The following is a 24,728-nucleotide window of genomic DNA, read 5'->3' on the forward strand; positions in this document are numbered from 1 at the left end:
TTTGCGATAGGGCACAAACTCGTGCGGCAACCTGCATCCAAATACACGCTTATCTGCGTCGAACATCTGTAAAATGCGCGCTAATTAAAATTTGACCAGTTTCGGTCACAAAATGGGGTAGAGGGTGCCTGTGAAAGTGTCGAGCAAGAACAAGCTGTTACTTATCGTTGTGGCCATTGGGGCGGCTGCAATTTCCTTGGTGGTTGCACTGAAGCCCAAACCTGAGGAGAAACCACCGGAAGCGGTGGTGCCGCCAGTTGCGGATGTTCTCTATGTGGAGCCAGGCCGCCAGACACTGCTGGTGCCCAGCCAGGGTACAGTGCATGCCCGCCACGAAATTGAAGTGGTGGCTCGTGTTGGTGGTGTTATCGAAAGCGTTGCCGATGCCTTTGTACCCGGTGGATTTTTCTCAAAAGGGGAGCCCCTGCTGAAGTTTGAGCAAGCCGATTACATTTACAAAGTAACTCGCGCTGAGTCACAGTTAGCCGACGCTAAGTCAGCCCTGGCTCAGGAGCAGGGCCGTGCCAAGCAGGCCAAGCGTGAATGGCGCGATTTGGGTAGTGAAGAGGCAAATGCCCTGTTCTTGCGTAAGCCCCACCTGGCAGCAGCAGAGGCCGCCGTGGCAGCAGCGGGCGCGGATCGCGATCAAGCCAAACTGGACTTGAAGCGCACAACGATAACAGCGCCTTTTGCAGGCCGTGTGGTTGAAACCTATGTCGATCTGGGTCAGTACATCACTCCTGGAACCAGGTTGGCGAAAATCCACAGTACCGGTATTGCCGAAGTGCGTCTGCCCCTGACTGATCAGCAACTTGCCCTACTCGATCTCCCATTGGGTAAAACAATTGAAAATGGCCCTGAAGTGCGGCTCCAGGCAGTAGTGGCTGGGCGTGAACGGGAGTGGCGTGCGAAGCTCGTACGTACCGAGGCGAGCATCGATCCTAATAGTCGCTTTATTTTTGCTGTGGCCCAGGTACAGAACCCTTACAAAGGCGATGCACCGCTGATGAATGGTCTTTTTGTTGAGGCGGATATCGCCGGTAGGACCTTCGATGATGTGGTGGAATTGCCACGCCAGGCATTGCATGAAGGAGACCACCTTTTGGTTTTGAATGAAGAGAGCAAGCTCATATTCAAAGAAGTGGAGTTACTGCAGAGCATTGGTGACAAGGTTTGGTTACGTGGTGAAATCGCTACTGGTGATCGCGTGGTGGTTTCCAGCTTGGGTTATTCCCGCGAGGGCATGGCACTCACTGCCAATCCTCTTAATGAGAAGCCCGCAGGGTTAATTGACAGTGTCGAGGGCACCTCTGATGCGGCTGCTACAGCGGTCAGTGAGACTGCGGCGGCGAATAACGCCTCACAGGGAGGTCAGTGATGAACGGCATCATTCCCTGGTTCGTGCGCAACAGTAAGGCCGCGAACCTGCTGATGATTATGATCATCATCGGCGGTATTTTTGGTATTAGCGGTATCGATCGCGAAGTTTTCCCGGCTATTCAGCCGGGCATTGTAGAGGTGAATATTTCCTACCCTGGTGCTGGCCCTGCGGAAGTAGAGCAGCAGGTTACTGTGCGTGTTGAAGAGGCGATCGCTGAGGTCAAGGGAATTAAAGAGGTCAACTCTGCCTCGCGCCGTGGCCACTCTTCAGTTGAAGTTCAGGCCGTAGATGGTTATGACGAGCTGCGCCTGCTCAACGATATCAAGGTGCAGGTGGACAGCATCAATACTTTTCCTGAGGGGATTGAGCGCCCAATAATCCGACTGCAAGAGTGGGATACCCAGCTGATGATGATCGCCATCGGCGGCCCGGTTTCCGAGCGTCAGCTCAAGGAAACAGCCCTGGATTTGCGTGACAAACTGACGCTAATCCCCGGTGTGCGCAGTGTGGATATCTGGGGTGAACGCCCCGATGAGCTGTCGATTGAAGTTTCCGAATTGGATCTGCGCCGCTACAACCTGAGCTTTAACGATGTCGCTGATGCGGTGCGTCGCTCATCCCTGGATTTGCCGGCAGGTATGGTGCGTTCGGATCGCGGGGATATCCAGGTTCAGACGCGCGGTCAGGCATACAGTGCTGAGGACTTTGAGCGAATTCCCGTAGTCAGCCGCGCCGATGGCTCGGTATTACTACTGCGTGATGTGGCTACGGTTCGAGACGGCTTTGAAGAGTACAACAACGTCATTCTCTTTAATGGCAACCCGGCCATGAACCTGCGAGTGGTCCAAGGTGAGCCGTTGGATGTTGTGGGTACCGCTGAGCGGATCAAGACCTTTATGGCAGAGGCTCGAACCCAGCTGCCCCCGGGGATGGAATTTGATATCTGGTTCGACTTCTCCAAGGCCTTTGAAGGTCGCATGAACCTGCTGACTACGAATGCCCTGAGTGGTTTTGTCCTGGTATTCGTAATGCTGATGCTGTTCCTGCGCCCGGCCCTGGCAATATGGGTGACGGTGGGCATTATGGTGGCATTTCTCGGTGCCCTCTGGCTGTTGCCGATCACGGGTGTCAGCCTGAATATGCTGTCACTTTTCGCCTTCCTGTTGATTCTTGGGATTGTGGTGGACGATGCAATTATCGTGGGAGAGGCAGTACACGCAGCTCACGATCGCGGTGTCACAGGCCTGGCAGCTGCGGAGGAAGGAGTAAAGCAGGTTTCTGCTCCGGTAATTTTTGCCGTGACCTCCACCATGGTGTTCTTTATTCCCATGCTGTTTCTGCCGGGTTATACAGCACAGATGATGCTCGCTCTGCCAGTGGTGGTGTTACTGTGTCTGGCATTTTCCCTGGTGGAATCTTTGCTGATTCTGCCGGCGCATTTGGTTGGTATGAAGCCAGAGCAGCCTGCTAAGACCCGCGTGGGTATCAAACTGCAGAAACTTCGTGGGCATTTTGCCGGAGCGATGAAGACTGCCGGTGATAAGTACTACCTGCCCTTGTTGAAGAAGTCGCTCGGTAACAGCCGCAGCACGGTAATGATCTTTATATCGGCTCTCGGGCTTTCCATTAGTGTTTTTATGAGCGGTTATGTGGGTTCCTCCTTCTCGCCGCAGGTACCTTCGGATCTGTTGGAATTACGGGCCAGCATGGCCTCTGGTGAGCCCTTCCATGAAGCAGAACGGGTGATGAACCAGGTGCTGGCTGCGGCAGATAAGCTCGCGGCTGATGAGGAAATGCTAAAGCAAAATAACGGCGAGCCCTTTGTTCAAAACTCTATGGTGTTCAACTGGCGAGGCAATATCTTTGTGATATTGCAGCTGACTGACGGCGAACTGCGCGATGTAACCTCCAAAACTCTGGCATTGCGCTGGCGTCAACTCATCGGCGAAATGCCGGCCAGTGTTGAAGACTTGAATATCGATGCCACCATCAACGATGGGGGCAACGGTATGAGCCTGAACTTGAGCACCGCTTCCGGAGATATGGATGAATTGCGTGCCGCTGCGGATGCGGTAAAGGAGAAGCTCAATACCTATGCCGGTGTATATGATGTTCGTGACAACCTCACCAGTGCCCGCCGCGATATTGAAATCCAGTTGAAGCCTTATGCCACCACCATGGGTATCAATTTGGCAGATGTGGCCCGGCAGGTGCGCCAGGGTTTCTATGGTGAAGAAGTGCAGCGTATTCCCCGCGGTCGTGAAGATGTACGGGTGATGGTGCGCTATCCCCAGGAAGAGCGCGCCAGTGAGGAACAGATGGATCGGGTCCGCATTCGTACGGCGGAAGGTGAGGTACCTTTCTCGGCCGTGGCAGATGCGGTTTATGTACCGGGTTACACCACTATTCGCCGCAATAACCGCGAGCGTACAGTGCGGGTTTTCGCCGAGATCACCCCTAATACTTCCTCTGCGCAGGAAATCCTTAAGGATATGCGCGAAACTCTGGCGCCTGAGCTGAAGCGCCAGTTCCCCGGTTTTTCTTTGAGAACTGCCGGTGAAATGCAGGAAGAGGAGGAGTTTAACGGCGCTATCCTGGCTTTCTTCGTTCTATCGTTGTTTGCGATTTATGCGTTGCTGGCTATTGCCTTCCGCTCCTACTCGCAGCCGCTGCTGATTCTTACTGCAGTACCGTTCGGATTCTTTGGGGCTGTGGTTGGACACCTGTTGATGGGACATAACATCAGCATTATGTCCATGCTCGGCTTCCTGGCTGCAGCGGGGGTAGTGGTGAACGATAACCTGGTACTGATGGATCGTATCAACCAGCTGCGTGCCCAGGGCTGGGCAGTGATGGATGCGGTGGTTCAGTCGGGACGTGACCGTTTCCGGCCGATTATCTTGACCTCCATTACCACCTTTATCGGTTTAGTGCCAATCATGTTCGAGCGCTCTATCCAGGCACAGTTCCTGATCCCGATGGTGATCAGTCTCGCTTTCGGCGTATTGTTTGCTACCGCAGTAACCCTGATCCTGGTGCCAAATCTGTACAAAGTGATAGAGGTGATTCGTCCAAAAAGTAAGCGCCTGGGAGAGGGAGAGGCCCCGGTCTCACTGGAGACAGTGTGACCTGCACCACACCCACAGCAATGGTGGAAATACTCCGCCATTGCTTCTCCAGAGCATAAATGCCTAAACTAACTGCCTGCAAAATGCCGACATTCCAGTCGGCTTTTTTATGGTGTTTTTATAGGATTTATCCCCATGCGCATCCCGCGTATTTTTTCCAGTCAGCCACTGACTACACAACAGGAGGTGGAACTGGATGAGTCCGCTTCACGCCACCTGGTCAAAGTCCTGCGGCTGGGTACTGGCCATCCGCTGACGCTCTTCGATGGTCATGGAGGCGAATACAGTGCAGAGTTGATTGAAACCGGTAAGCGAGCACGGGCACGTACCGGGGAGTTTCGTGGCAAAGACCGCCAGTCTCCACTTGCCTTGACTTTGGCTATCGGTATCTCCCGTGGAGAACGCTTTGATTGGGTGGTGCAGAAGGCTACAGAGCTGGGGGTAGCGACAATCCAGCCGCTGTTTAGTGAACGCTGTGAAGTAAAATTATCTGGCGAGCGATTGCAAAAAAAGCTCAAGCATTGGCGCCAGATTTCGATTAGTGCCTGTGAGCAGTGTGAGCGAAACCTGGTTCCGGAGATTGCCGAGCCGGTAAAACTGACACAATATTTACAAGTCTCTACTCAAGAGTCATCCTCTGTGGCCAGGTTGGTGCTGCATCACCGCACCGAGTTGGATTTACGTCAGTGGCAGGCCGAGCGTGGCAAACCAGATTCTGCGTTGCTACTGGTGGGTCCTGAGGGTGGATTGTCCCAGGCAGAAATCGATATGGCCTTGGCCCAGAACTTCATGCCGCTACGTTTGGGGCCGCGGGTGATGCGTACAGAGACCGCACCTATAGCCGCACTGTCAGTGTTGCAGTTCCAATGGGGGGATTTGTAAGCGAACACCTGACGGATAAAATGAATTCAAGTGTATTCAGGGAAGGGAAAGCATGATTAAAGTGATTATATGGCTGCTGGGAATCTCAATTATCGTATTGTCTGCTGCGATTATTGCCCGCCCTAATTTGGCACGGGATCTCAGTGAGCGCTTAAATGAAACTGGTTTTGCCTTTTCCGCCTGGGCAAGAATTATAATCGGTTTAATCCTGTTACTGATCGCAGATACCCGCCACTGGTATATCCTGTTTAATGCGCTGGGTGTGCTGGTTTTGCTCAGCGGCGCCTATATGCTGCAGATTGGTTTTGAGCGCAGCAAGGCGTTGGCGATCAAGATCTCCCATGGCAACGAAAACTTCCTGCGCATAGGTGGTATTGTCGGTGTGATACTCGGCCTGATGCTGCTCTCTGCGCGATGATTTGATGGGGTCCCATGTCTTCCACAGACTTAATTATTTTCGATTGTGACGGTGTGCTGGTAGATAGCGAGAGTATCGTCTGTCGCATACTGGCGGAGGAAATGAATAAGCTCGGAATATCCACTACCGCAGAGGAGTTGGATGAGCAGTTCAGTGGGCGGCCCGCCAAGGACTGCCTGCTGGAGATCGAGAAGCGTTACGGTGGCCCCCTGCCCGATCACTACTTTGGCAATACGGAACGCCTGATTCGTGAGGCCTTCCATGCAGAATTGCAGCCTGTAGCCGGTATTGAAGGCTTGCTCGATCAGTTGCAGAAGATAGGCTTGCGCAGCTGTGTCGCCTCCTCCGGTTCTCATAAGAAAATGCAGCTAACCCTGAATAAAACCGGGTTGTACGAGTATTTTGACGGCAGAATATTCAGCGCCGAAGATGTATCCCGTGGCAAACCATGGCCAGAACTTTTCCTTCATGCGGCTGATACCATGGGGGTTGTCCCCGGGCGCTGCCTGGTAGTGGAGGACTCCATTTCCGGTGTCCAGGCCGCAGTGGCGGCGGGTATGCGCGTAGTGGGCTTTAGTGGCCACCCTGTACGTGCGCCTCAGCTCGAGAAGCAGGGGGCGCGGGTGGTGAGCGATATGATGGCGGTTTTGAATTTTATATGAGGGAGCCGTGCGGCCTGTAACTGCCAGCGATTGTCCCGCCTCTGCTTTGAGGATTTCAGGGCGTCTACACTGAATCTGACGTCTAGAAACCGGAAGTCCTGTTTATGGCGGGCAAATACACTTTCGTCTGCTGTTTTTCCCTACTGGTGATACTTATCGCCGGTTGCCCCGATCCCAATAAGAAATATGCGCTGAAACCCCTAACCGAGGTTCAGTCGGGTGAGAGTGAAAAGGCTGCGCGCCAAGCAGCCCCTTTTGCAGATGAACTGGTGCGCTTTCTGCGTGGGAATCCTCGAAAGGGTGGCGATACTTTTATCTTGCGCCTGGAGTTTGATCCAGGCGGTTTCGCTCCACGCATGGATAGTATTGGCGACTTGGAGGCCCTGCTGGTTATCATGCGTGACTTCCCAGACCTGCGAATCACCATCGAAGGACATACCGACAATGATGGCGACCCCAAGAAGAATCTGCATCTGTCCCAGTGGCGAGCCGATTGGGTAAGGCACTTTCTGGTGGAAAGGGGGATATCGACTGAACGTATGGAAGCCCAGGGTTATGGCGATACTGACCCGATCGCCGATAACAGCAGTAAAGAGGGGCAGAGAGAGAATCGCCGCTTGGTAATCAGGGTTTTGAATTTTGATCGGGTGCCCAGCAAGTTGCCAAGGCGCCAATAGCTTCGGCTTAATTGTTCCCTTTAAAACTAAACCCAGCGTATCGCAGCCAGGTTTAGTAGTAAGGTTAGGTGTCTTGATTAACCGGTAGCTTTGCTAAGCCCCTCTGCCTCATTGTTTCCTTTCTGTTCTGGTTTACTTGTAAATACCTGGCTCATTAGTTTGGCTCCCTGACGCCAGCCGAGGATACTCTGTGCGGTTAGTACACCTGAAATCATAGCGCCGGCAACACCACAGCTCATTACATCCTGGCCGGTTAGATATAAGCCTTTGAGTCGGGTTTGGGGGCGCAGCCAGCTTTGCTCGAAGCGGTTTGGGTCGTGATCAAGTCCGTAAATCTCACCTTGGGGATAAAAGCAGAAATAGTCTGTAGAGAGTGGTGTGGATAGCTCGTAATAGTCAATTTGCCCGCGCAGATGTGGGAAGTGCTTGTAAAGATGCTCCAGCAGGCGCTGGCTAAATTCTTCTTTCAAGGCTTCGTAATCATCACCCCGTTTGCCCCAGGGCTTTTCATGCCACTGGGTAAACCAGTCATAGTTGGCTGGAGCCACAATTTCTATAGTGGCACGTCCCGGATAGCGTTGAGTAAAGGTAGGGTCCTTGGCCGAAGGAAAGGAGATGTAGGTTAAAGGAATATCCTTGCTGCTGTCCTGCAGGAATTCCTGCATGTCTTTCTCATAATTATCGCTGGTGTATAGCCAGTAATTGGTTTTGGGTAGCTGTAACTCTTCCGCAGTTTTTTCCAAGCCAATATAAAGGCAGAGGTGGGACATGGAGCGGTTAACAGTTTTGAGATCGCGCGTATACCCAAGGCGCTCGCTAGCACTTTGTGGCAACAGTTTTTCAAAAGTATTGAAAACTCCGGCCCCGGAAATTACCAGTGGAGCTTCTATTTCCGTGCCATCGGACATACGAACCCCGCGGACATGGTTACCATCCAGGAGAACGGTCTCCACAGTGGCATAAGTGAAGACTTCACCACCACTGGCTTGTATTTGAGGAATAATGGTTTCGGAAATTTTACTGGCACCACCAACTGGGTAATAGCCACCATATAAGTAATGCTTGGCAATTAATGCATGAATAATAAAACTACTCTCGGCAGGGGTCATACCGTTGTCACCCCATTGGCCTGTGAGCACTGAAATCAGTTTTTCATTTTGGGTAATCTCGCCCAGCACCTCACGGGTAGTTTTGTTCAGCCATGAGGGGTCGCGTAGCTTTCGCCACAGGCGCACTAAAGGGGTGCACCAGGAGGGAAGAAGTTTTTCCAGTGCTAGACGCTGCATTGATTTGGCTACTTCATTGAGGCGGCCAAGGTAACGTTCGATATTTTCCCGCTCATTGGGAAAATGCTTCGTCAACTCGTCAATAAAGTTCTGGCGTCCTGCACGTAAGTCGAATTGCTCCTCGCCTATACATATCCGGTCGTAAATTTCATCCATTGGCGCCCAATGCAGCTGGTGGCCGGAGATAAAATCAAAGATTTTACGCGTCATGGTGGGATGTTGGCCTACATCGCCGATGTAGTGCACACCAACATCCCACTCATAGCCATTGCGGTCGTAGGCATGGGTATAACCGCCTGCGGTGTAGTGCTGCTCCAACACCAGCACTTTTTTACCGGTAGCGCTGAGCATTGCTGCAGTAGTGAGGCCACCTATCCCCGAGCCTATTACCAGGGCGTCATAGGGCCCTTCCAAACGGCTTGGGCGATAGCGCCGGCCAATACGAAGGCGGCTCGGCTTAGGTGCACTGCGCTTCTTTTCGGTGGTATCGGTCATGGTGGCCTCATAGCTATTGTTATTATTCGTTAACAATATCGCCCCCTTAACCTCTATGCAATAAGTTGCATAATGCAATTGCCTCAACTCCCTATACGAATTAGAAAAATAGCTATACACTATGTATATGAAACGTATATGGATTGTATAAATGGGTATTGTCAAAATTTCTGATGATTTACACGATGAGATTCGCAAAGCCAGTGCAACCCTGGCGCGTTCAATTAACGCTCAGGCTGAGTACTGGATAAAGATTGGCATGCTGGCTGAGCTGAACCCGGAGCTGACTTACAGCCAGTTATGTAAGAAGTTGTTGCGCACTGAGTCTTTCACTTTGGAAGAGTTGGTTCGTGAGTAATATTAAGATCAAGAGTGTAAGAGAGCAGCAGTTAATGCGTGCCTCCGGTGAATTACTCAGCCGTGTTTTTGGCATGCTTGATGATTTCGTGAAACCGGGCATTACCACCATGGAAATTAATAATCAGGTGGAGGCGTTTATTGTTCGGGAACTAAAAGCACGGCCAGCCAGTAAAGGTCAGTACGACTACCCTTACGCTCTCAATACTTCAGTTAATGAAGTGGTCTGTCATGGTATGCCGCGACAGGGGCAGGTGCTGCGCGATGGTGACATTTTGAATGTGGATATTACCCTGGAAAAATCGGGCTATATCGCAGACTCCAGCAAAATGTACATGATCGGCAGTGTCACTCCTATTGCGAAAAAGTTGGTACAGAGCTGCTACGAAGCTATGTGGGCAGGAATCCGTACAGTTAAGCCAGGGGCAACTCTGGGTGATATTGGGAATGCAATACAGCGCTATACGGAGCGACAGGGGTTTAGTGTGGTGCGTGAATATTGTGGGCATGGCATCGGACAGGAAATGCACGAGGAGCCGCAAGTGTTACATTATGGCCGTGCTGGCAGTGGGGTCATTCTGCAGGAAGGGATGACATTTACCATAGAGCCTATGATTAACCAGGCTAATCGAAAGACAAAGTTGAAAAAAGATGGCTGGACCGTTGTGACCAAAGACGGAAAATTATCGGCCCAGTGGGAGCATACAGTTTTGGTTACTGCGGATGGCTATGAAGTCTTGACCTTGAGAGAAGAAGAAAAAGGGCATTAGTCTACTAAATTACTATTCCCAGGTTACGCATCAGTCAGGTCTTTAGTATTTTGAAAATTCTTAATTTATGCCCCATCTTAATCTTCATAAAGTTAAAATAGGGGCTTAGATAAAATGCCCTTAGAGTATAGGGTTACGTCGATTTTTTTGCAGTTGGCTCGGTTTCGATGACAGACTCATTTTCAATCCGCTTGAGTAGTTTTTTTGTCCGTACGCGGACTTTTGCATCGTGGGACCAAGCCAGAGTCCTCTCAAGGAAAGGCTTGGCTAACTTTGGTTTTTTGATTTCAGCCAGAAAAAAACCAATAGAGCCATTGATTTCAATGCTATTTGGATTTTGTTGGTAAGCGGCCATCATGGTCTTTAAGGCGTCGATAGTAGAGCCTTTTCTCTGCTGAGCCATCCATTTAAACTGATACGCCGAAAGTGAATTTGGATTTAGTTTTATAGCTATATCAGCATAATCCAAGATTTTGGAGTAGCTCTTATCGTCCCATTGATTGGATTCAAGATTACTTTCCAGTCGATTGAAGTAATATATGGCTAAATTCGTAGCTACCCGATAGTCTATCTCACCTATCGCTATTAGCTTCTCGATAAGTGTACTTGCCGATTCATAATCCTTTTTATAAAACAAAAGATTGGATTTAAGAGAATCAATTGCAGGATCTAAGGTTGACTGTCTTTCTGCTCTTTCCAAGTATCTAAGAGCGAGATCGTACTTTTCCAGATCGATGGCCCTTTCTGCTAAAAGTAGCAGTTTTTCATTTTTGCTGATTTTTCTTTTATTAACTTGAATATCATTTATTGTGAGTTTGACCTCATACCCAGATAGTTTACGCTCTCGTAGATAGTGGACTAATGCAACATCTAATTCTTTCAGTTCAATATTGTAATATATGGGGAATTGCTTTAAGGCATCGCCCCCTTCATTAATTTTTGTTAGGTATTCCTTTGTGGCTTGATTGTACGAACTTTTCCTGGAGTCTTCGCTAAAAAATAAGTAATGAAGTAGTAACCAGGCGCTGCCGTAATACCTGTTATTATATTCTCCGCCTTTTTTTGTTAGATCTGGCTTGATTATTTGTTTGGCTTTTAACGGGCCTTGCTCCAAGCCATAAAGCCTCCACTTGGGGAGATTTCCGATTACTATAGAGTCTTTTTTAATAATAGCGCTTGCTAATAGTTCTGCAAATCCTTCGGAGTACCATTTGGGATAGCGCATACCACCACGTTCTCGCATAAGATGGTGGATATATTCATGGAACATGATTTCTCCGCCATTCAGTATTCCCCGATTGTTTTCCTGGGAAAAAATCAAAGGGCCATTAATTGTATTTGTGTAAAATCCAACTGTACGTCTTGTTCCAGATAATTCATCGAAATCTCTGGACTTTTTGAAGTGATATACCTTGAGCCTTGAATTTTCTGGCCTGTTTTCCAATCCCGTGAGTAGGAGTGAGGCTCTGCGAAACTTTTCTAGATCAAGTAGTAGCTTTTTAGCTTTTTTGGCAGATACATCTGAGTAAACAGTAAAATTTTCGCTTTTATACTCATACCAGTCTCGGCTATGAGCTGAGCTGGATAAAATATATAAAAAAATAACTAACAAACTGGATATTCTAAATTTCATGAAATATTTAAAATTGAGTGTAAATCTTTTGAGGCGTTTGCCTGATGGGATAATCAAATTATACGGGATAAATATGCTCTCAAGATAGTAATCTGGTTATCGGTCTATTTTTGAGCACTCTTTGTGTATGTTTTTTCTCCTGCTTGCCATTAGATGACATCCTGGTCGGATTACGCACTTATCCAGTTGTTGATTCGTGTACAGACAACTATTTCGTAAGTAGATATTCGTAGATACCTTATTTTCTGGATATAAGTTATCTTGGCCGTTCCTTGTTAATATAAGCTGTCTATATACAATTTTATTTAAAGCTTTTAGGTGTATGTTCTAAGGCAATATTTTTGATGGTGAGTCCGTTAGCTCTGTTGTTACCGATCTACTAGTAACAATAAAACTATGTACGCGGTCATCATTATAATCTGTAAGAAATATGTTCGTTGTTTTCCGGTAGCCGTTGGTATTAATTTACGTCAAGAATATGTTTGATCTTACAATAAATGTGGGCTGTGGAAACTAGCCTTGAGTAGCTTGCGAGGTATTCTGGGAAAAGCTATCAATAGCTGAATAGGAAGCAGGGTATGTGCAGTATTTTTGATGTAGATAGACAGGCGGAAATGGAGCGCTTTCTCGATATCTACGGTGTAGAGCATCCCGAGCGTATGATATTTGGTCGTCGCCGCAGGCCCACCCAACAGGTATCGATTGTAACTAGCAGGCATGGTGAGCCCCAAGTGGAAAATGCGATCTGGCACTTGTATCTGGAAAAGGAAGGGGGTAGCTGGAAACCCCATAAAAAATACTGGTCGATCAATAGCAATTGGAAAAAACTGGACAGTCGCCCGGAGTATCGAAAATCCCGTTGCCTGATTCCTGCGACTGCCTGGGTGGAGAGTTTATGTGGTAAGCACCCGGTGGAATTCAGTTATGGCGAGCCCTATTTTTTCTGTGGCCTGTATAAAATCTGGGGTTCCACTTTAAGCTGCTCAATTATTACCCTGGATGCCCATTCGGCGACGAAAATCTATCATGAAAAATCTTTACCAATGATTGCTCCAAAAGATTCAGGTTTTGTGAGCAAATGGCTGAGCGGCAGTACGCATACCGACCAATTTACTGATTTTTTGCAGCCTAAGATAGAGTACGATCACTGTCAGCTGACAGTTAGGCCGGTAGCGCGGGCCACATCAACAGAATATAAAGGTGACCCTGTAATTGTAAGTAAATAGATTTGCTAAATTCGACGGCAGGCTTAGTTCACTGTTGTTTGGTAACACTAACCATCTTGGTGAAATAATATATCTGTACGGATTATATATTTAACCCCACGTTCTATAGGTGTTGAGCTATGTACCCTGTGCAGTGGGTGCATTCCATGGGGAAAACAGAGGACGGACCCTGCTGGAGTGCGTACATCCACGTCTTTCATGGAACTGCCTGTAGGCTGGTGGAGGGGATCATCCCCATTGACTCTAAAGCGAGTGGCTCCACCATCGAAATCCTCGCTGAGTAGCACCAGGAAAGTCATTTCGCTAAAGCAATCCGGGTAGCCATTGGCGACCAATTGTCCATCAATAATTCTGCTGCCCGGCCAGGCACCGTCGGTATGGAATTTAAAATAATCTCCAGTCCCATAGCGATAAAAGCGAAATCGCTGATTTAGTCCCACTGGTTTGCGCCCGCCAAAATAACTTTCCGGGTCTTGCATCAAATTTTGTACACGCTGCCATACAAGGCGCTCAGTGCTCTCGTCCACAACCCAGGTCAGGTTGTCATTGTGGCGAACGTCCCTGGGCAGAGATACTGCGGCATCTGGCAAGTAACCAACGGCTTCTGTAATTTCAATCAGGCGCTGGCACTCCTCAGCAGAGAATATATTCAGCAGTTGAAAAGCACCAGGTACTTCGGGGATTTCGCGCCTTTCTATATTGGAAGGGATATGCTCTGACAGTGACGCCGGATTTTCCTGATGGGTAGCCCAGGTGGGCAGGGATGGATGCTCCGCCCCTGGCTCCCTGGCAATCACATAAAAATCTTTAATCGGTAGTTTGGATAAATCCTGCGGTGTCGCTGCCGGTGTCTTTTTTAAAGTTACTGTGCTCATTACTTCAAATTCCGCTCAACATATTCTTACAGATTAATAACGGTTAATTGGGCAAATTGACGGTGGCCGTCGATACCGCCGTGGTAACCGAAACCACTTTGCTTTGCTCCGACCCAGGGTGTGCCTCCAGCGCCTTGATTAATCCCGATCATGCCGGCTTGCAGTCGGTTACTTACTTGTACAGCATCTGCGCCGCCAAAAACCACAGCTCCGAGCCCATAGACTGAATCGTTTGCTCTTTGGATGGCGTCCTCCACATTGTTGAAGCGGTCGATTGCAACTACCGGACCGAAGGTTTCTTCATCCTCCAGCTGCATACCCGGTTGTATTCCGCTAATCACCGTGGGGGGAATAAAGGGTGGTTTTGGTGCTTTTTCTCCAAGCAGCAGCGTTGCGCCTTTTTTTAAAGCATCCTGAATATGATCGACCACTTTTTGGTGTTGGCGCTGGTTGACCAGAGGGCCAATATCGGCTTGTAGGTCCTGCCAGCCCCCTGTGTGATATTGCCGCGCGATGGAAGTCACTGCTTTTTCGAATTGATCGGCAATACTCGCATCCACATAAATACGCTCTGTGGAAGTGCACATCTGGCCTGCATTCTCGAAGCTGGAGGCCACCGCAAATTGGGCGGCTTTTTGAATATCGGCACTGGCCAATACGATCATGGGGTCGTTACCGCCGAGCTCCATCACCAGGCGTTTCAGCGCAGGAGCGGCATTAGTCATAATTTGCTGGCCGGTTGTCCGTGAGCCGGTGAAGGCGATCATATTAATATCCGACCATACCAAGGCTTCACCGGTGTGCCTGTCTCCATGAGCAATTTGCAGGATGCCCTCGGGCAGAGTTTCATTCAGGGTTTTTACCAGGAGATCTGCTACCAGAGGAGACTCCTCTGACGGCTTGAGTATTACACTGTTTCCGGCCACCAGAGCGGGTACGAGCAGGTTATTGGCCATGGCCAGTGGGTAATTCCATGGGGAAATTACGGCCACGACACCCAGCGGACGGTATTGGATTTCACTGCCGCCGTTGCATTGTCCCCTTAAAGCTTTGCCTGCGTCCTCCGCCAACCAAATACCACCCTGAATAGCACCGCCGGCCTCGTAATTTGCACGTCGAGTATCCTTACCCATTTCACGGCTGATAAGTTGTGCCAGGTTACTTTGTAGTGGCTGCAATTTTTCATAGGCATGTTGCAGAGCCTGTACACGTTGCTGCAATGATTGACTGGCCCAATCAATCTGGGCTTCCCTGGCTTTGGCAACTTTCTTGGAAATGGAATCCCGGTTGCTCACTGCAACACTGCCAACCTGTTCACCGGTAAGGGGATCGATAGAAAATAGAGTTTGGGTCATACCTTGGTCTCAAATAAATGCTGCGGAGTTGTGTTTTATTCACCCCGTAACTCAGAGCTCAATCGTTAAATAAGGCGATGGTGCGCAATTCAATACTAGTGCGGCGCGGGGCACCGGAACTATCAGGAAGATCAAATGCAGTGTGGGGCACACCGGTGATGGGACCCTGGTGTTCGCTATCGAATACGCGCAGCAGCAGGCCCTCCCCCGGCTGCATATCACTGAACCAGATCCAGCGGTGCTTCGGATTGGCGCTGATCACCGAGATCTGCCCCTCCCGCTCAGGGTAAATCAGGCGCATCTTGTGGAAGTCTGCCTCGCCTACACTGCGTAAATCTGCCATTGCCAAAGGTGATTCCTTCACTGTGCGCAGTAATGGCAGCCATAAATTAATGAATTTATAGCGAGGGAAATCTGCCGTATTTAATCCGTGTTCAGGCAGGGTCTGCCGGAGCTGCCTGTCTGCGGACCAAGGCGTATAATCATTGTGCACGGTCTTCACCGGAGAGCGGCGGCTGCGGCTCTGCTCGGTGGGTCCCTCTGCGGAGGGCTGTGCCCGCAGGGTGTGGTCGAAGGTGAGTACACGGGCTGCGCCCAGGCGTTTTGCGATCCAGGTTTCGATAGCCGGATACCATTCTCGGCGGATTAAATCATCGCGTTTAGTTGGAGCTGTTCTATCTGCAGCGTGGTCATCCAGAGCCAACAGGGCATCGTCAAACTGGTGCAGGTCGATAGTTAGTTGTGGCTTCACCAGCTCAAACCCCTGAATATCCAAGCTGAATTTTTCCCCCATAACTTGCAGGGTGCGGCCATCCTCAATCGACATAGACTGTGGGTTTACCTGATCGAGCAGGTGGGTGGGACCAGGCCCCGCCTGCCGCTGGTCGTATACCAATTCACTATCGGTATTTGCGTAATTGATTGTCGCCTTGAGCAGCCGGCTCGGCGATGAGTGCAGAGTCGCGGTCAGCATAGTGGCTTCCTCCCAAAGGGTTGATGGCAAATACATCATGTCTTATGGGCAATGCTAGGTTCAGCTCGATACAATGAAAATCAAGTAACAGTTGTGAGTGATACAGGTTTGAGCAGAAATCATGGTATTGATCGCCTGGGCAGGCTGGAACTGAAACAGTTGCGCTTATTGCAGGCTATTTTGCGGGAGTTGAACCTGTCGCGGGTGGCAGATCAGCTAGGGGTTAGCCAGCAGACAGTTAGCGAACAGCTGAAGCGTCTGCGGGAGCTATTTGATGACCGGCTGTTCATTAGAACCAGCAATGGTGTTATTCCAACGCCCTTAGCCGAGCGCTTGGCGCCCAAGCTGGATAGTATCCTTAATGATATCGCCGCTCTATTGCGCGGCGATGAATTCGCCCCTGCGGAGCATCACGGGATCTTCACCATCAGCGCCACCGACTTTGAGCAGCGAGTGGTGTTGCCGGCCCTGCTTAAGCAGCTGCGTGAGCAGGCACCGGGCCTCAAAGTGGTGGTGCTAAAGCTTGAAATTGACCGTATGGCCCAGCAGTTGCAAACCGGTGAGGTGGATCTGGTGTTCAGCACACCGGGTTTTGTGCCGGATAGCTGCCCCAGTATGTTGTTGTATCGTGAACATTACGTATGCGTGTGTTGCCGGCATACAGGGGTGCAACTGGAAAGTCGAGAACCCTTGGGCTTGGACAAGCTGGCAGAGATTCCCCAACTGGTTGTGTCGCCTTCTCGTGGTGACTTGCGTGGCATGGTGGATAGCTGGTTCGAGCAGTTTGGTTTAAAGCGTAATGTTGTGTTGTCGGTTCCCTCCTTTGCCGCCGCAGCTGAATGTATCGCCTCCACAAATACAGTCGCTTTTCTGCCGTCTCGCCTGTTACCTGATCCGCGCCTGCATACCTTACCGATTAGTGAGCAGCCACCTGGCTTTGATGTGGTCGCCGCCTGGCACACTCGCAGTGGGCAGGATCCATTACACAAGTGGGTAAGGCAACTGTTAGCCAGGCAATTTACACCGTAAGCTGCCGTGAAATAGTGCCGCCCGAGGGTCTTAATACCGGCCCGGCTAATGTGAGATCACTTGCTACACTGGGGTTGGCAATTACCCGGGGGTGGGGATCATGAGAATTGGGATATTGTACTTGGCTTTCCATAGCGTCTTAGTCTCTGCCCATAGCGATGGAGCCCACACCGACTTCGCCGCAAATATAGACCTCCCCGCCCTCTTTAACCGGGAAGCACTGGTGGAAGATATCCGTGCAGTGGATTGTACTTTGTCGGAGGGTAGCAAATCCCGCTGCTGGCAGCTTAAGTTGAAAGCCGCACCTCGTCACCATATGGGTCCCTGGTGCCCCAGAACAATTCGAGATCCGATCACGGCAAGTGGCATGATGTTCATCAAGCAGCAGGTTGTCGCCACCGACGGCCCCTTCGTAAAAAATGCCGCTGAGTTTTTCTCCGATCCCAAATGGGTTTTGTATAACGAGAAGACCGGGCGGGTAAAGGTGACTGATACCAAGAGGGCCTGTGAGCTGGCAGCAAGGCCGGATGTAGCTCCGGAGTTTAATAATTATTGCGTGGAGTGTCTGGCCAGCTATTTGGGTGATAATTTCTATACGACCTACCTGATTCCCATAAAGCCACTTACAGCAAAATCCCCGCAAAGTTCTAATGACCACTCCGGTTACGGAGTGGCATTCAATGGGTTAAATTTGATATCAGTGCCCCGGTAGGCGCGATTTTAGGAGCGCATACCCTGGCGCCTGTAGATGCCTGTGGTGGGCATGTTAATCCCCATGTGGGCTACCACTACCACGCAGCGCTCGGTTGTAGTCAGGCCTATCCGTCGGCAGCGAGCCATGCACCAATAATCGGCATCGCGATCGATGGCTACCTGATTTATGCAAGGGAAAATACCGATGGCAGGGAGCCAAAAGATCTGGATGAATGCCGTGGCCACGAGTTTGCCAATCTTGGATATCACTATCACGTCAATCTCGCAGCGGAAAACGATATCCTGCACTGCCTGAAGGGAGAGAGGGGCTGTGCGCTGGGCAAAAACCAGAGCCAGTGCAATTTTTCCGGCAGCAGGGCTCAAAACTACAGAGACCTGAATAGAGCTCAACAACAAAAATTACTATGAATGTTTGAAATGCTGCACCAAAATCGGGCAGCTTATAAACCTGAAACTTTTACTTCCTACCCTCCTTCAATGGAAATACCATCGCCCGTAAAGATACGCTACTTTCTCCTCAGGGCTTGATCTGACCCAAAGGTATCGAACCAGGTCAGGGGCATAATCCTCCTTTTTCTTCCACTGATGATGAACCACTTGGAAACCGGTACTCAATTTATGCACCACAGCACCAATATTTACCTGATAAGAATGGTTGAATCCCTCGGTTTGCTGGTTCGAAAGCGCCTGTGGATGCAGATCTTGGTAGCTATGGTTCTGGGATTGGGGGTGGGCCTACTGCTTTCCCCGGAAGGTGCAGCCCTGGTGAATCAGGATCTCAGTGTAGTGTTGGCCAGCTGGTTCAAGCTGCCCGGCGCACTATTCCTGAATATGATTCAGATGGTGGTTATTCCCCTGATTGTTTCATCTATCATCCTCGGGCTTTGTGGTAGCGGCAATGTGAGCCAGCTAAAGCGGGTGGGTTTACGCATTGCGCCCTATTTTATTGCCACAACCACAGTTGCCGTTATTATCGGCATTCTATTGGTCCAGTTGATTCAACCTGGAAACTATATTGATGAATCATTGCTCACTGCAGCAACCGAACTACCCGGAACTACTGCTCCTCAGTTACTGGAACCAAAACCCCTGCCCGAGCGCATTGCCGAGCTGATACCAGCCAACCTGAACCAAAGCATCGCTATGCGTAATATGTTGCAGCTGGTGGTCTACGCCATCTTTACTGGCGTGGCTGTAATGCTGCTGCCACAGAAGCAGCGTGAGACGGCAGTTTACGCCTTTGGTATCGTCCAGGAGATTGCCCTGAAGATAGTCGGCTGGGCCATGTTATTTGCGCCCCTTGCCGTATTTGGTTTATTGGCGGATATCGCCATTCGTGTTGGCTTGACCGCAATTCTTGGGATGTCGGTCTATGTTGGCACGGTAATTCTAGGGTTGCTGATCCTATTGATGTTTTACCTGGTAATTGTCTCTCTGGTTTCACCGGCCGGACCGCTGAGATTCCTTCAGCGTATTAGCGGTGTACAACTTCTCGCATTTTCCACTTCCAGTTCTGCGGCAGTGATGCCGTTATCTATGCGAACTGCGGAGAGCTCCCTTGGAGTGAAACCCTCAATTGCTAAATTTATTGTGCCGCTGGGCGCTACAGTGAATATGGACGGTACCGCACTCTATCAGGTGATAGCGGCAGTATTCCTGACCCAGGTATACGGAATTGACCTCAGCACTGCCCAATTGGTGGGGCTGACTGTAACTACCGTAGGTGCCTCCATCGGCTCGCCCAGTACGCCGGGTGTGGGCATTGTTATTCTCGCGACTATCCTCGCTGGGATTGGCGTACCTCCAGAGGGGATTGCGTTGATTATTGGTGTGGATAGGATTCTGGATATGTGCCGGACTGCGGTGAATGTCACTGGTGACCTGACTGCCTGCCTGGTTATGGATAAGCTTTTGGGTAGCGATAACCTGGAGGAAGTGACTACTCAGGTGGCTTGAGATACCTCTTTAAATGGGGGGGATTTATTCAGGTGTGAAGGGATTGGAGATTACAAAGCAGCAGGCAAAAAATTTACCTGCTGCTTAGTATGAAAGGGGCTCTTATTTTAAACAGGTTGGTGATGCTTTACCGAAGAAATTCCCCTGCCAAACGTTTGATCCGGTGCAGTCCGGATCAAAGTCATCCCTTAAATCATCACCAAAATTATCAAATGCAAAATTCCCAATAATAAAGTTATTGATACTATCTACCCTGCTAACAACTATACCAGCTGGGTCAAGTGATCCTGCACCATTATTTGTTACAGTGTTTTGAATAACATAGTTGCCTGATCCACCCAGAAACTCAATACCATCATCTACATTGTCTGATACGTGATTTTGTGTAACCAAGGCAAACTGCTCCTCCAGCTCAATCCCATCACTGCCGTTATTAGTCAGGGTGTTTCCTATGATTGAGGCGTAATCCCCATCAACCTCAACACCATCCTGACCGCTTCCACTAATATGGTTGTAACTGACGTTTACATATTCACCGTCAATTTCGACACCCTCATCTCCAGCGCCTTCGATAGTATTGTGAACGATGTTGGTGTAATCACCATTTGCGTCTACTCCATCACCAATAATGGCCAACCCCTGACCGATAATCAGATTTTCATAGATGTTATTGAAATCGCTCTCGGCCAGTACGCCATCATCTTCGAAATCTGTAATCTCCATATCGAAAATACTGTGAGAGCCCGATCCTACTGCATGGATGCCATCGGGGCAGCTATTTATACTGCCACCGTGAATTGAGCCGGAAGTTCCCTCCATACGGACACCGGCCCATTCATCTTGATCGGCTGGGTTATAAGTGCAATTCAGTTCAAAGCCATTCATAGAAAGGCTTCCGCCTGGGCCGATGATAGTGAGTGCGACAGGTTCGTCTTCGCTCAGCTCACAATTCAAGTGCTCAGTGAGTGTCACTGTTGACGTGATTTCGTCATAACAATCAACAGCCAAACTGATGGATGGTATTGATATACCTATTCCAAAAATCAAAAAAATATAGGATTTTGCACGCCGCGTCGAAATACAGATTGCCATTAGTGATCCCACTTAGATTTATGTTCAGCTTAATTAAGCTGACTGGAAGTTGATAACCTGAGAATGAGTCTAGATTTAAATATGAAATATAAATCATTAATAAATATGTTTGGCACTTAAAGTGGGCTTCTGATCTTTTAATCTCTACGAATGGCAGCAAACTCCGCACTCTAACTTTTCTATTAATAAGTGATTTTTACATAGTGTTTGCGTACTCGACATCTATTAGTTCAAACCGAGTAGCTCCAGGGTGTGAGCATCACTCTTGCCGTTATAGTACCTATCAAGTACGTCCTTAAATAGGCTTTCCTCCTTTTCAGCAAGCGAAAATAAGGTCATGGAGGATTTTAGTTTCATATCATCTGGAGATCCGAAGATGTCATGAGCGCTGCGATCATGGATGTCGAGTAGTGCGTGACAGCAGGATTTCAGCCTCTGCCCAAGCGTGGGTTGGGCTAAATAAGCCTTTGCTTCCTCCAGATTCTTGATTCCATATTTTTGAGCCATGGAGCTGTGCCCAAGGCCGACAACTTGTGGAAATATGTACCACATCCAATGAGATCGCTTTTTTCCATTCTTTAACTCTAAAAGTGCATCTTCATAAGAGTGTTCTTGCGCTTTAATAAAACGCTCTAAATCAAAATTTTCTTTCACTTAAGTCATCCGGCACTGGTAAAGTCATGGTTGAATTTCAGAATAGCAGGGGAGGGGAAAATGGATAATTCTGAAGGCCAGATGGTTATTTTAAGTCAGGATGAAAGAAATTTTTACAAAATATCTGAGAAGGCAATAAGAGCCCTCGCCGATGAGGGCTTTCTATCTTAATTATTTGGAAGCAGTGCTCGAATATCATCCGGCACGGGAATCGATTTTCCGGTTCTATGATCCACCCAGACGATTTTCGCTTCACAGGTGGTGTAAAGGTTGTCGGTATTATCTGCTTCTCTAATTTCGTAGTAGCTATTGAAGCTGCTGCGCCCGGGAGTGCCGCCATACATACTAACAGTAATGTTGGCTGGAAATACCAGCGGTAAATGGAAATTGGCCGAAGCATTGAGTAGTACCGGGCCATCCCCTTGGTTACTGCTTACCGCGCCGGAGCGTTTAATAGCCGCTAACCAGCTGCAGCGGCACTGCTCAAAGTAGGTGAAGTAGGTGGCGTTGTTGATATGTCCTAAGGCGTCCATATCACCCCAGCGTACAGCTAAGGTTTCCTGATAAAGAAGGTTGCGGGGGGCTTCACTCATTGTTATTACACTTAAATCAAAACAGTAAAGCTGTGAATTGTAATGGGCTGTTGGGGCTGTGAGTAGGTTTATATTTTAAATTCTAAAGTGAGTGAATGGCTGCAAGAAAACGTCAATATTGCCTTTATTTTTTTTATTCATTAACAGGAATTTAATCGGAGCTTATTTTGTAAGCTGCCAGGCAGCTCTGGATTTAATTTACCTAAAATAGGCTGCCAACTTGATGTGAGTTAGGAATATCGTTACCCCTACGTTGTGGCGATTGATTAGTAAAAGAAATCAGCAATAAATAGCTGGCATCAAATTGTTAATTAATATTTGTCCTAATTACGGCAAGGGCGAGCTCCTCGGCTCCCGTGAAGGAATTACTCAATAGGTTTTTCCTATCGGAATAGGACACTTGCACAGTCTTTCACGGCTACCTGCCCAATTTCTCGTCCAGAGTTGCATAGCTTTCGGGGTATGTTCTGCTGAATGCAGGTAGCAAGGTAAGGTGGTGAACGAACTCATTCCGTTCAGCCACCCTGCGTTTCAGCCGCGCCTTGATTGTGACCGCTCCGTAAGCCAGAGGCATCATGGAGTTATTCAGAGGCTTCCTATAGCACCTAAGCACTCCAGCTATGACTCAATGTCTCCGCCTGCTTTAAGCACAGCCGGAAGGCTTGCGGAGTAGCAAAGAGTCAACGTGATTTTGCGTTGACACAATGTTGACACTTTGGGAGGAATTTACCGCCAAAACCTTGAGGGCGGTAGAATTAAAAAACCCGCGAAAGCGAGTGCCTGCGCGGGTTTAAATATGGTGCCCGGAGGCGGAATCGAACCACCGACACGGGGATTTTCAATCCCCTGCTCTACCGACTGAGCTATCCGGGCTTTTGCGATCTTGCTGGGCTTCCCCTGCGTCGCGAGGCGCGTATTAAAGCCCTTCCCTGAGGCAGAGTCAACCCCTTGATTGTAAAAAGTTTTTCTTCTTTGCCGGGGGCTGTTTACAGGGCCTTGTTACTGCTGTTCTGGGGGTACGTAACCATCGGCTGCGTCGTATTCTTCACCGCTCAGGAACTTCATCATCTGCTCGCTCAAATAGGCGCGGCTGGAAGGTTCCATCATGTTGAGGTGCTTCTCGTTAATCAGCATGGTCTGGTGTGACATCCACTCCTTCCAGGCTTTTTTGGAAACGTGTTCGAAGATATCCACGCCTTTGGGGCCAGGAAAAGGCGGTGCGTCCAGGCCTTCCAATTCCTCTTGGTACTTGCGGCAGAATACGGTTCTGGACATGGACTCCTCCTGGTTTTTAGTCGGCCGTCGTTGGGGCGAGCAGCGGCGCCTGCAGCGCCAGTAATTGTTTTGCCAGCTTTACGATCGGGGCGGGTAGCCCCAGTTCCTGAGCCGCGCGGGCGCGGTTTAGACGCCGCAGTTTATACCAGCCAGCGCTGTTCTCCGCTACCTGTGTGGTGACTTTGTCGAGCTGTACCCATACAGGGGAAATATCCAGATGAAAGTGGGTAAAGGTATGGCGCAGTACCGGCAGCGCTTGTATTTCACTGGCGCGCCAGCGCTGTTGCCTGAGCCAAGTCTTAGGGTCTTCTGCCTGGGGTGGGCACCAGAGGCCGCCCCAAATTCCAGTAGCGGGGCGCTGCTCTAGATAAAGTTTGCCCTCGTATTCCATCAGCAGCATGGTGGCGCTGCGTACCGGTTTTTCCTTACGCGGTTTTTTACCGGGGTAATCCTGGGGGTTGCCCTGGGCGTGGGCCACGCAGGATTTTTTTAGTGGGCAGTCGCTACAGCTGGGCTTGGAACGGGTGCACAGGGTAGCACCCAGGTCCATCATGACCTGGGTGTAGTCGTTGACACGCTTATTCGGGGTATAAATCTCGGCCAGTTCCCACAGCTTGTTGGCTACCGCAGTCTGTCCCGGCCAGCCTGCCACGGCGTGAAAGCGGGCCAGTACCCGTTTTACGTTGCCATCCAGGATCGGTGCCCTGAGCCCCATGCTGATACTGGCGATAGCGCCGGCAGTGGAGCGGCCGATACCGCTCAGCTCGATGAGTGCTTCTACATCCTGTGGAAATTCCCCGTCGTACTCTTGCAAAACTGTCTGCGCACATTTGTGCAAGTTGCGCGCGCGGGCGTAGTAACCGAGGCCGCTCCAGTGGGCCAGCACCTTATCCAGAGGCGTAACGGCGAGACTTTCCAGGGTGGGGAAGCTCCGCATAAAGCGCTCGAAATAGGGGACTACAGCGCTTACCTGGGTTTGTTGCAGCATGATCTCGGAAACCCATACGCGGTAGGGGTTGATATCCTGCTGCCAGGGCAGGTCCTTGCGTCCGTGTTTATCGAACCACTTGAGAACGGCATTTTGGAACTGCTTTGGAGTCATGAAGGTACTGCGAGGTTGCTGGCGTGGGATATTGGGGCCGGAGTTGCGCACCGGGCGGGGCCCGGTGCGGCTATGATCAACGGCCGAAGAGATTTTTCAATTTTTCTTTCAGTTCGTCGACCTTTTCTTCCATCTTATTGCCATATTTTTCCTGGCTCTGTATTTCAGCTCCTCGCGTATCAGGTTGTCCAGGTG

General features: G+C 49.7%; 23 protein-coding genes and 1 tRNA gene. 13 read left to right on the top strand and 11 right to left on the bottom strand.

The window, feature by feature from the left end:
- Positions 1-130 precede the first annotated feature (130 nt).
- From G367_RS0115375 to G367_RS0115400, 6 genes are all read left to right on the top strand, one after another.
- Positions 131-1,378, top strand: coding sequence for an efflux RND transporter periplasmic adaptor subunit (locus G367_RS0115375; RefSeq protein WP_020414040.1), 1,248 nt, complete (start codon positions 131-133; stop codon positions 1,376-1,378).
- On the top strand, positions 1,378-4,509 hold the full coding sequence (locus tag G367_RS0115380; RefSeq protein ID WP_020414041.1) for an efflux RND transporter permease subunit: 3,132 nt from the start codon (positions 1,378-1,380) through the stop codon (positions 4,507-4,509). The genes G367_RS0115375 and G367_RS0115380 overlap by 1 nt, the downstream gene beginning before the upstream one ends.
- A 135-nt stretch (positions 4,510-4,644) precedes the next feature.
- Complete coding sequence (locus tag G367_RS0115385) at positions 4,645-5,391, top strand: 16S rRNA (uracil(1498)-N(3))-methyltransferase (RefSeq protein ID WP_020414042.1); 747 nt, start codon at positions 4,645-4,647, stop codon at positions 5,389-5,391.
- A gap of 52 nt (positions 5,392-5,443) precedes the next feature.
- Positions 5,444-5,809 carry a hypothetical protein gene (locus G367_RS0115390; RefSeq protein WP_020414043.1) on the top strand — a complete coding sequence of 122 codons (366 nt, stop codon included), beginning with the start codon at positions 5,444-5,446 and terminating at the stop codon, positions 5,807-5,809.
- Between the two features lie 14 nt (positions 5,810-5,823).
- Positions 5,824-6,471 (top strand): HAD family hydrolase, encoded by a 648-nt coding sequence (locus G367_RS0115395; RefSeq protein WP_020414044.1) that lies wholly within the window; start codon positions 5,824-5,826, stop codon positions 6,469-6,471.
- Between the two features lie 104 nt (positions 6,472-6,575).
- Positions 6,576-7,148, top strand: a complete 573-nt coding sequence (locus G367_RS0115400; protein WP_020414045.1) for an OmpA family protein — start codon at positions 6,576-6,578, stop codon at positions 7,146-7,148.
- 77 nt (positions 7,149-7,225) lie between these two features.
- Here the strand turns inward: G367_RS0115400 and G367_RS0115405 are convergent, their stop codons facing one another.
- Positions 7,226-8,929, bottom strand: coding sequence for a phytoene desaturase family protein (locus tag G367_RS0115405; RefSeq protein WP_020414046.1), 1,704 nt, complete (start codon positions 8,927-8,929; stop codon positions 7,226-7,228).
- Positions 8,930-9,080: 151 nt separating this feature from the next.
- On the opposite strand from G367_RS0115405, the gene G367_RS0115410 reads away from it, so the two are divergent.
- Both G367_RS0115410 and map read left to right on the top strand, forming a co-directional pair.
- A complete protein-coding gene (locus G367_RS0115410; RefSeq protein WP_020414047.1) occupies positions 9,081-9,287 on the top strand; it encodes a ParD-like family protein in 207 nt (68 codons plus the stop codon).
- Positions 9,280-10,056: a type I methionyl aminopeptidase gene (gene map / locus G367_RS0115415; protein WP_020414048.1), complete on the top strand. Its 777-nt coding sequence runs from the start codon at positions 9,280-9,282 to the stop codon at positions 10,054-10,056. Before G367_RS0115410 ends, map begins: the two co-directional genes overlap by 8 nt.
- A 133-nt stretch (positions 10,057-10,189) precedes the next feature.
- Here the strand turns inward: map and G367_RS0115420 are convergent, their stop codons facing one another.
- Positions 10,190-11,668 carry a tetratricopeptide repeat protein gene (locus G367_RS0115420; RefSeq protein ID WP_020414049.1) on the bottom strand — a complete coding sequence of 493 codons (1,479 nt, stop codon included), beginning with the start codon at positions 11,666-11,668 and terminating at the stop codon, positions 10,190-10,192.
- A gap of 599 nt (positions 11,669-12,267) precedes the next feature.
- On the opposite strand from G367_RS0115420, the gene G367_RS0115425 reads away from it, so the two are divergent.
- Entirely contained in the window at positions 12,268-12,915 is a 648-nt protein-coding gene (locus tag G367_RS0115425; RefSeq protein ID WP_020414050.1) for an SOS response-associated peptidase family protein, read from the top strand.
- A gap of 47 nt (positions 12,916-12,962) precedes the next feature.
- Here G367_RS0115425 and G367_RS0115430 read toward each other — a convergent pair whose 3' ends face one another.
- From G367_RS0115430 to G367_RS0115440, 3 genes are read right to left on the bottom strand one after another with little or no spacing between them, the layout of a single operon-like run.
- Positions 12,963-13,790 carry a prolyl hydroxylase family protein gene (locus G367_RS0115430; RefSeq protein WP_020414051.1) on the bottom strand — a complete coding sequence of 276 codons (828 nt, stop codon included), beginning with the start codon at positions 13,788-13,790 and terminating at the stop codon, positions 12,963-12,965.
- A gap of 26 nt (positions 13,791-13,816) precedes the next feature.
- Positions 13,817-15,145, bottom strand: coding sequence for an aldehyde dehydrogenase family protein (locus G367_RS0115435; protein WP_020414052.1), 1,329 nt, complete (start codon positions 15,143-15,145; stop codon positions 13,817-13,819).
- Positions 15,146-15,203: 58 nt separating this feature from the next.
- Positions 15,204-16,118, bottom strand: coding sequence for a CmcJ/NvfI family oxidoreductase (locus G367_RS0115440; RefSeq protein WP_020414053.1), 915 nt, complete (start codon positions 16,116-16,118; stop codon positions 15,204-15,206).
- 108 nt (positions 16,119-16,226) lie between these two features.
- On the opposite strand from G367_RS0115440, the gene G367_RS0115445 reads away from it, so the two are divergent.
- The 4 genes from G367_RS0115445 to G367_RS0115455 all read left to right on the top strand — a co-directional run bounded on the left by G367_RS0115445 (position 16,227) and on the right by G367_RS0115455 (position 19,817).
- Positions 16,227-17,147: a LysR family transcriptional regulator gene (locus G367_RS0115445; protein WP_245556700.1), complete on the top strand. Its 921-nt coding sequence runs from the start codon at positions 16,227-16,229 to the stop codon at positions 17,145-17,147.
- 100 nt (positions 17,148-17,247) lie between these two features.
- Positions 17,248-17,859, top strand: coding sequence for a hypothetical protein (locus tag G367_RS25220; RefSeq protein ID WP_020414055.1), 612 nt, complete (start codon positions 17,248-17,250; stop codon positions 17,857-17,859).
- Between the two features lie 65 nt (positions 17,860-17,924).
- Positions 17,925-18,269, top strand: coding sequence for a YHYH protein (locus G367_RS27140; protein WP_425411208.1), 345 nt, complete (start codon positions 17,925-17,927; stop codon positions 18,267-18,269).
- Positions 18,270-18,479: 210 nt separating this feature from the next.
- Positions 18,480-19,817, top strand: a complete 1,338-nt coding sequence (locus G367_RS0115455; RefSeq protein ID WP_051089520.1) for a dicarboxylate/amino acid:cation symporter — start codon at positions 18,480-18,482, stop codon at positions 19,815-19,817.
- A gap of 102 nt (positions 19,818-19,919) precedes the next feature.
- Here G367_RS0115455 and G367_RS0115460 read toward each other — a convergent pair whose 3' ends face one another.
- From G367_RS0115460 to mutY, 6 genes are all read right to left on the bottom strand, one after another.
- On the bottom strand, positions 19,920-20,909 hold the full coding sequence (locus G367_RS0115460) for a right-handed parallel beta-helix repeat-containing protein (protein ID WP_020414058.1): 990 nt from the start codon (positions 20,907-20,909) through the stop codon (positions 19,920-19,922).
- Positions 20,910-21,134: 225 nt separating this feature from the next.
- A complete protein-coding gene (locus G367_RS0115465; RefSeq protein ID WP_020414059.1) occupies positions 21,135-21,563 on the bottom strand; it encodes a DUF1810 domain-containing protein in 429 nt (142 codons plus the stop codon).
- Positions 21,564-21,730: 167 nt separating this feature from the next.
- Complete coding sequence (locus G367_RS0115475; RefSeq protein WP_020414061.1) at positions 21,731-22,156, bottom strand: acyl-CoA thioesterase; 426 nt, start codon at positions 22,154-22,156, stop codon at positions 21,731-21,733.
- 797 nt (positions 22,157-22,953) lie between these two features.
- A tRNA-Phe gene (locus tag G367_RS0115480) sits at positions 22,954-23,029 on the bottom strand.
- A gap of 126 nt (positions 23,030-23,155) precedes the next feature.
- Positions 23,156-23,431 carry an oxidative damage protection protein gene (locus tag G367_RS0115485; RefSeq protein WP_020414063.1) on the bottom strand — a complete coding sequence of 92 codons (276 nt, stop codon included), beginning with the start codon at positions 23,429-23,431 and terminating at the stop codon, positions 23,156-23,158.
- A gap of 16 nt (positions 23,432-23,447) precedes the next feature.
- Positions 23,448-24,533 carry an A/G-specific adenine glycosylase gene (gene mutY / locus G367_RS0115490; RefSeq protein WP_020414064.1) on the bottom strand — a complete coding sequence of 362 codons (1,086 nt, stop codon included), beginning with the start codon at positions 24,531-24,533 and terminating at the stop codon, positions 23,448-23,450.
- Positions 24,534-24,728 lie beyond the last annotated feature (195 nt).

The organism is Microbulbifer variabilis ATCC 700307, from assembly GCF_000380565.1.
GTDB lineage: Bacteria > Pseudomonadota > Gammaproteobacteria > Pseudomonadales > Cellvibrionaceae > Microbulbifer > Microbulbifer variabilis.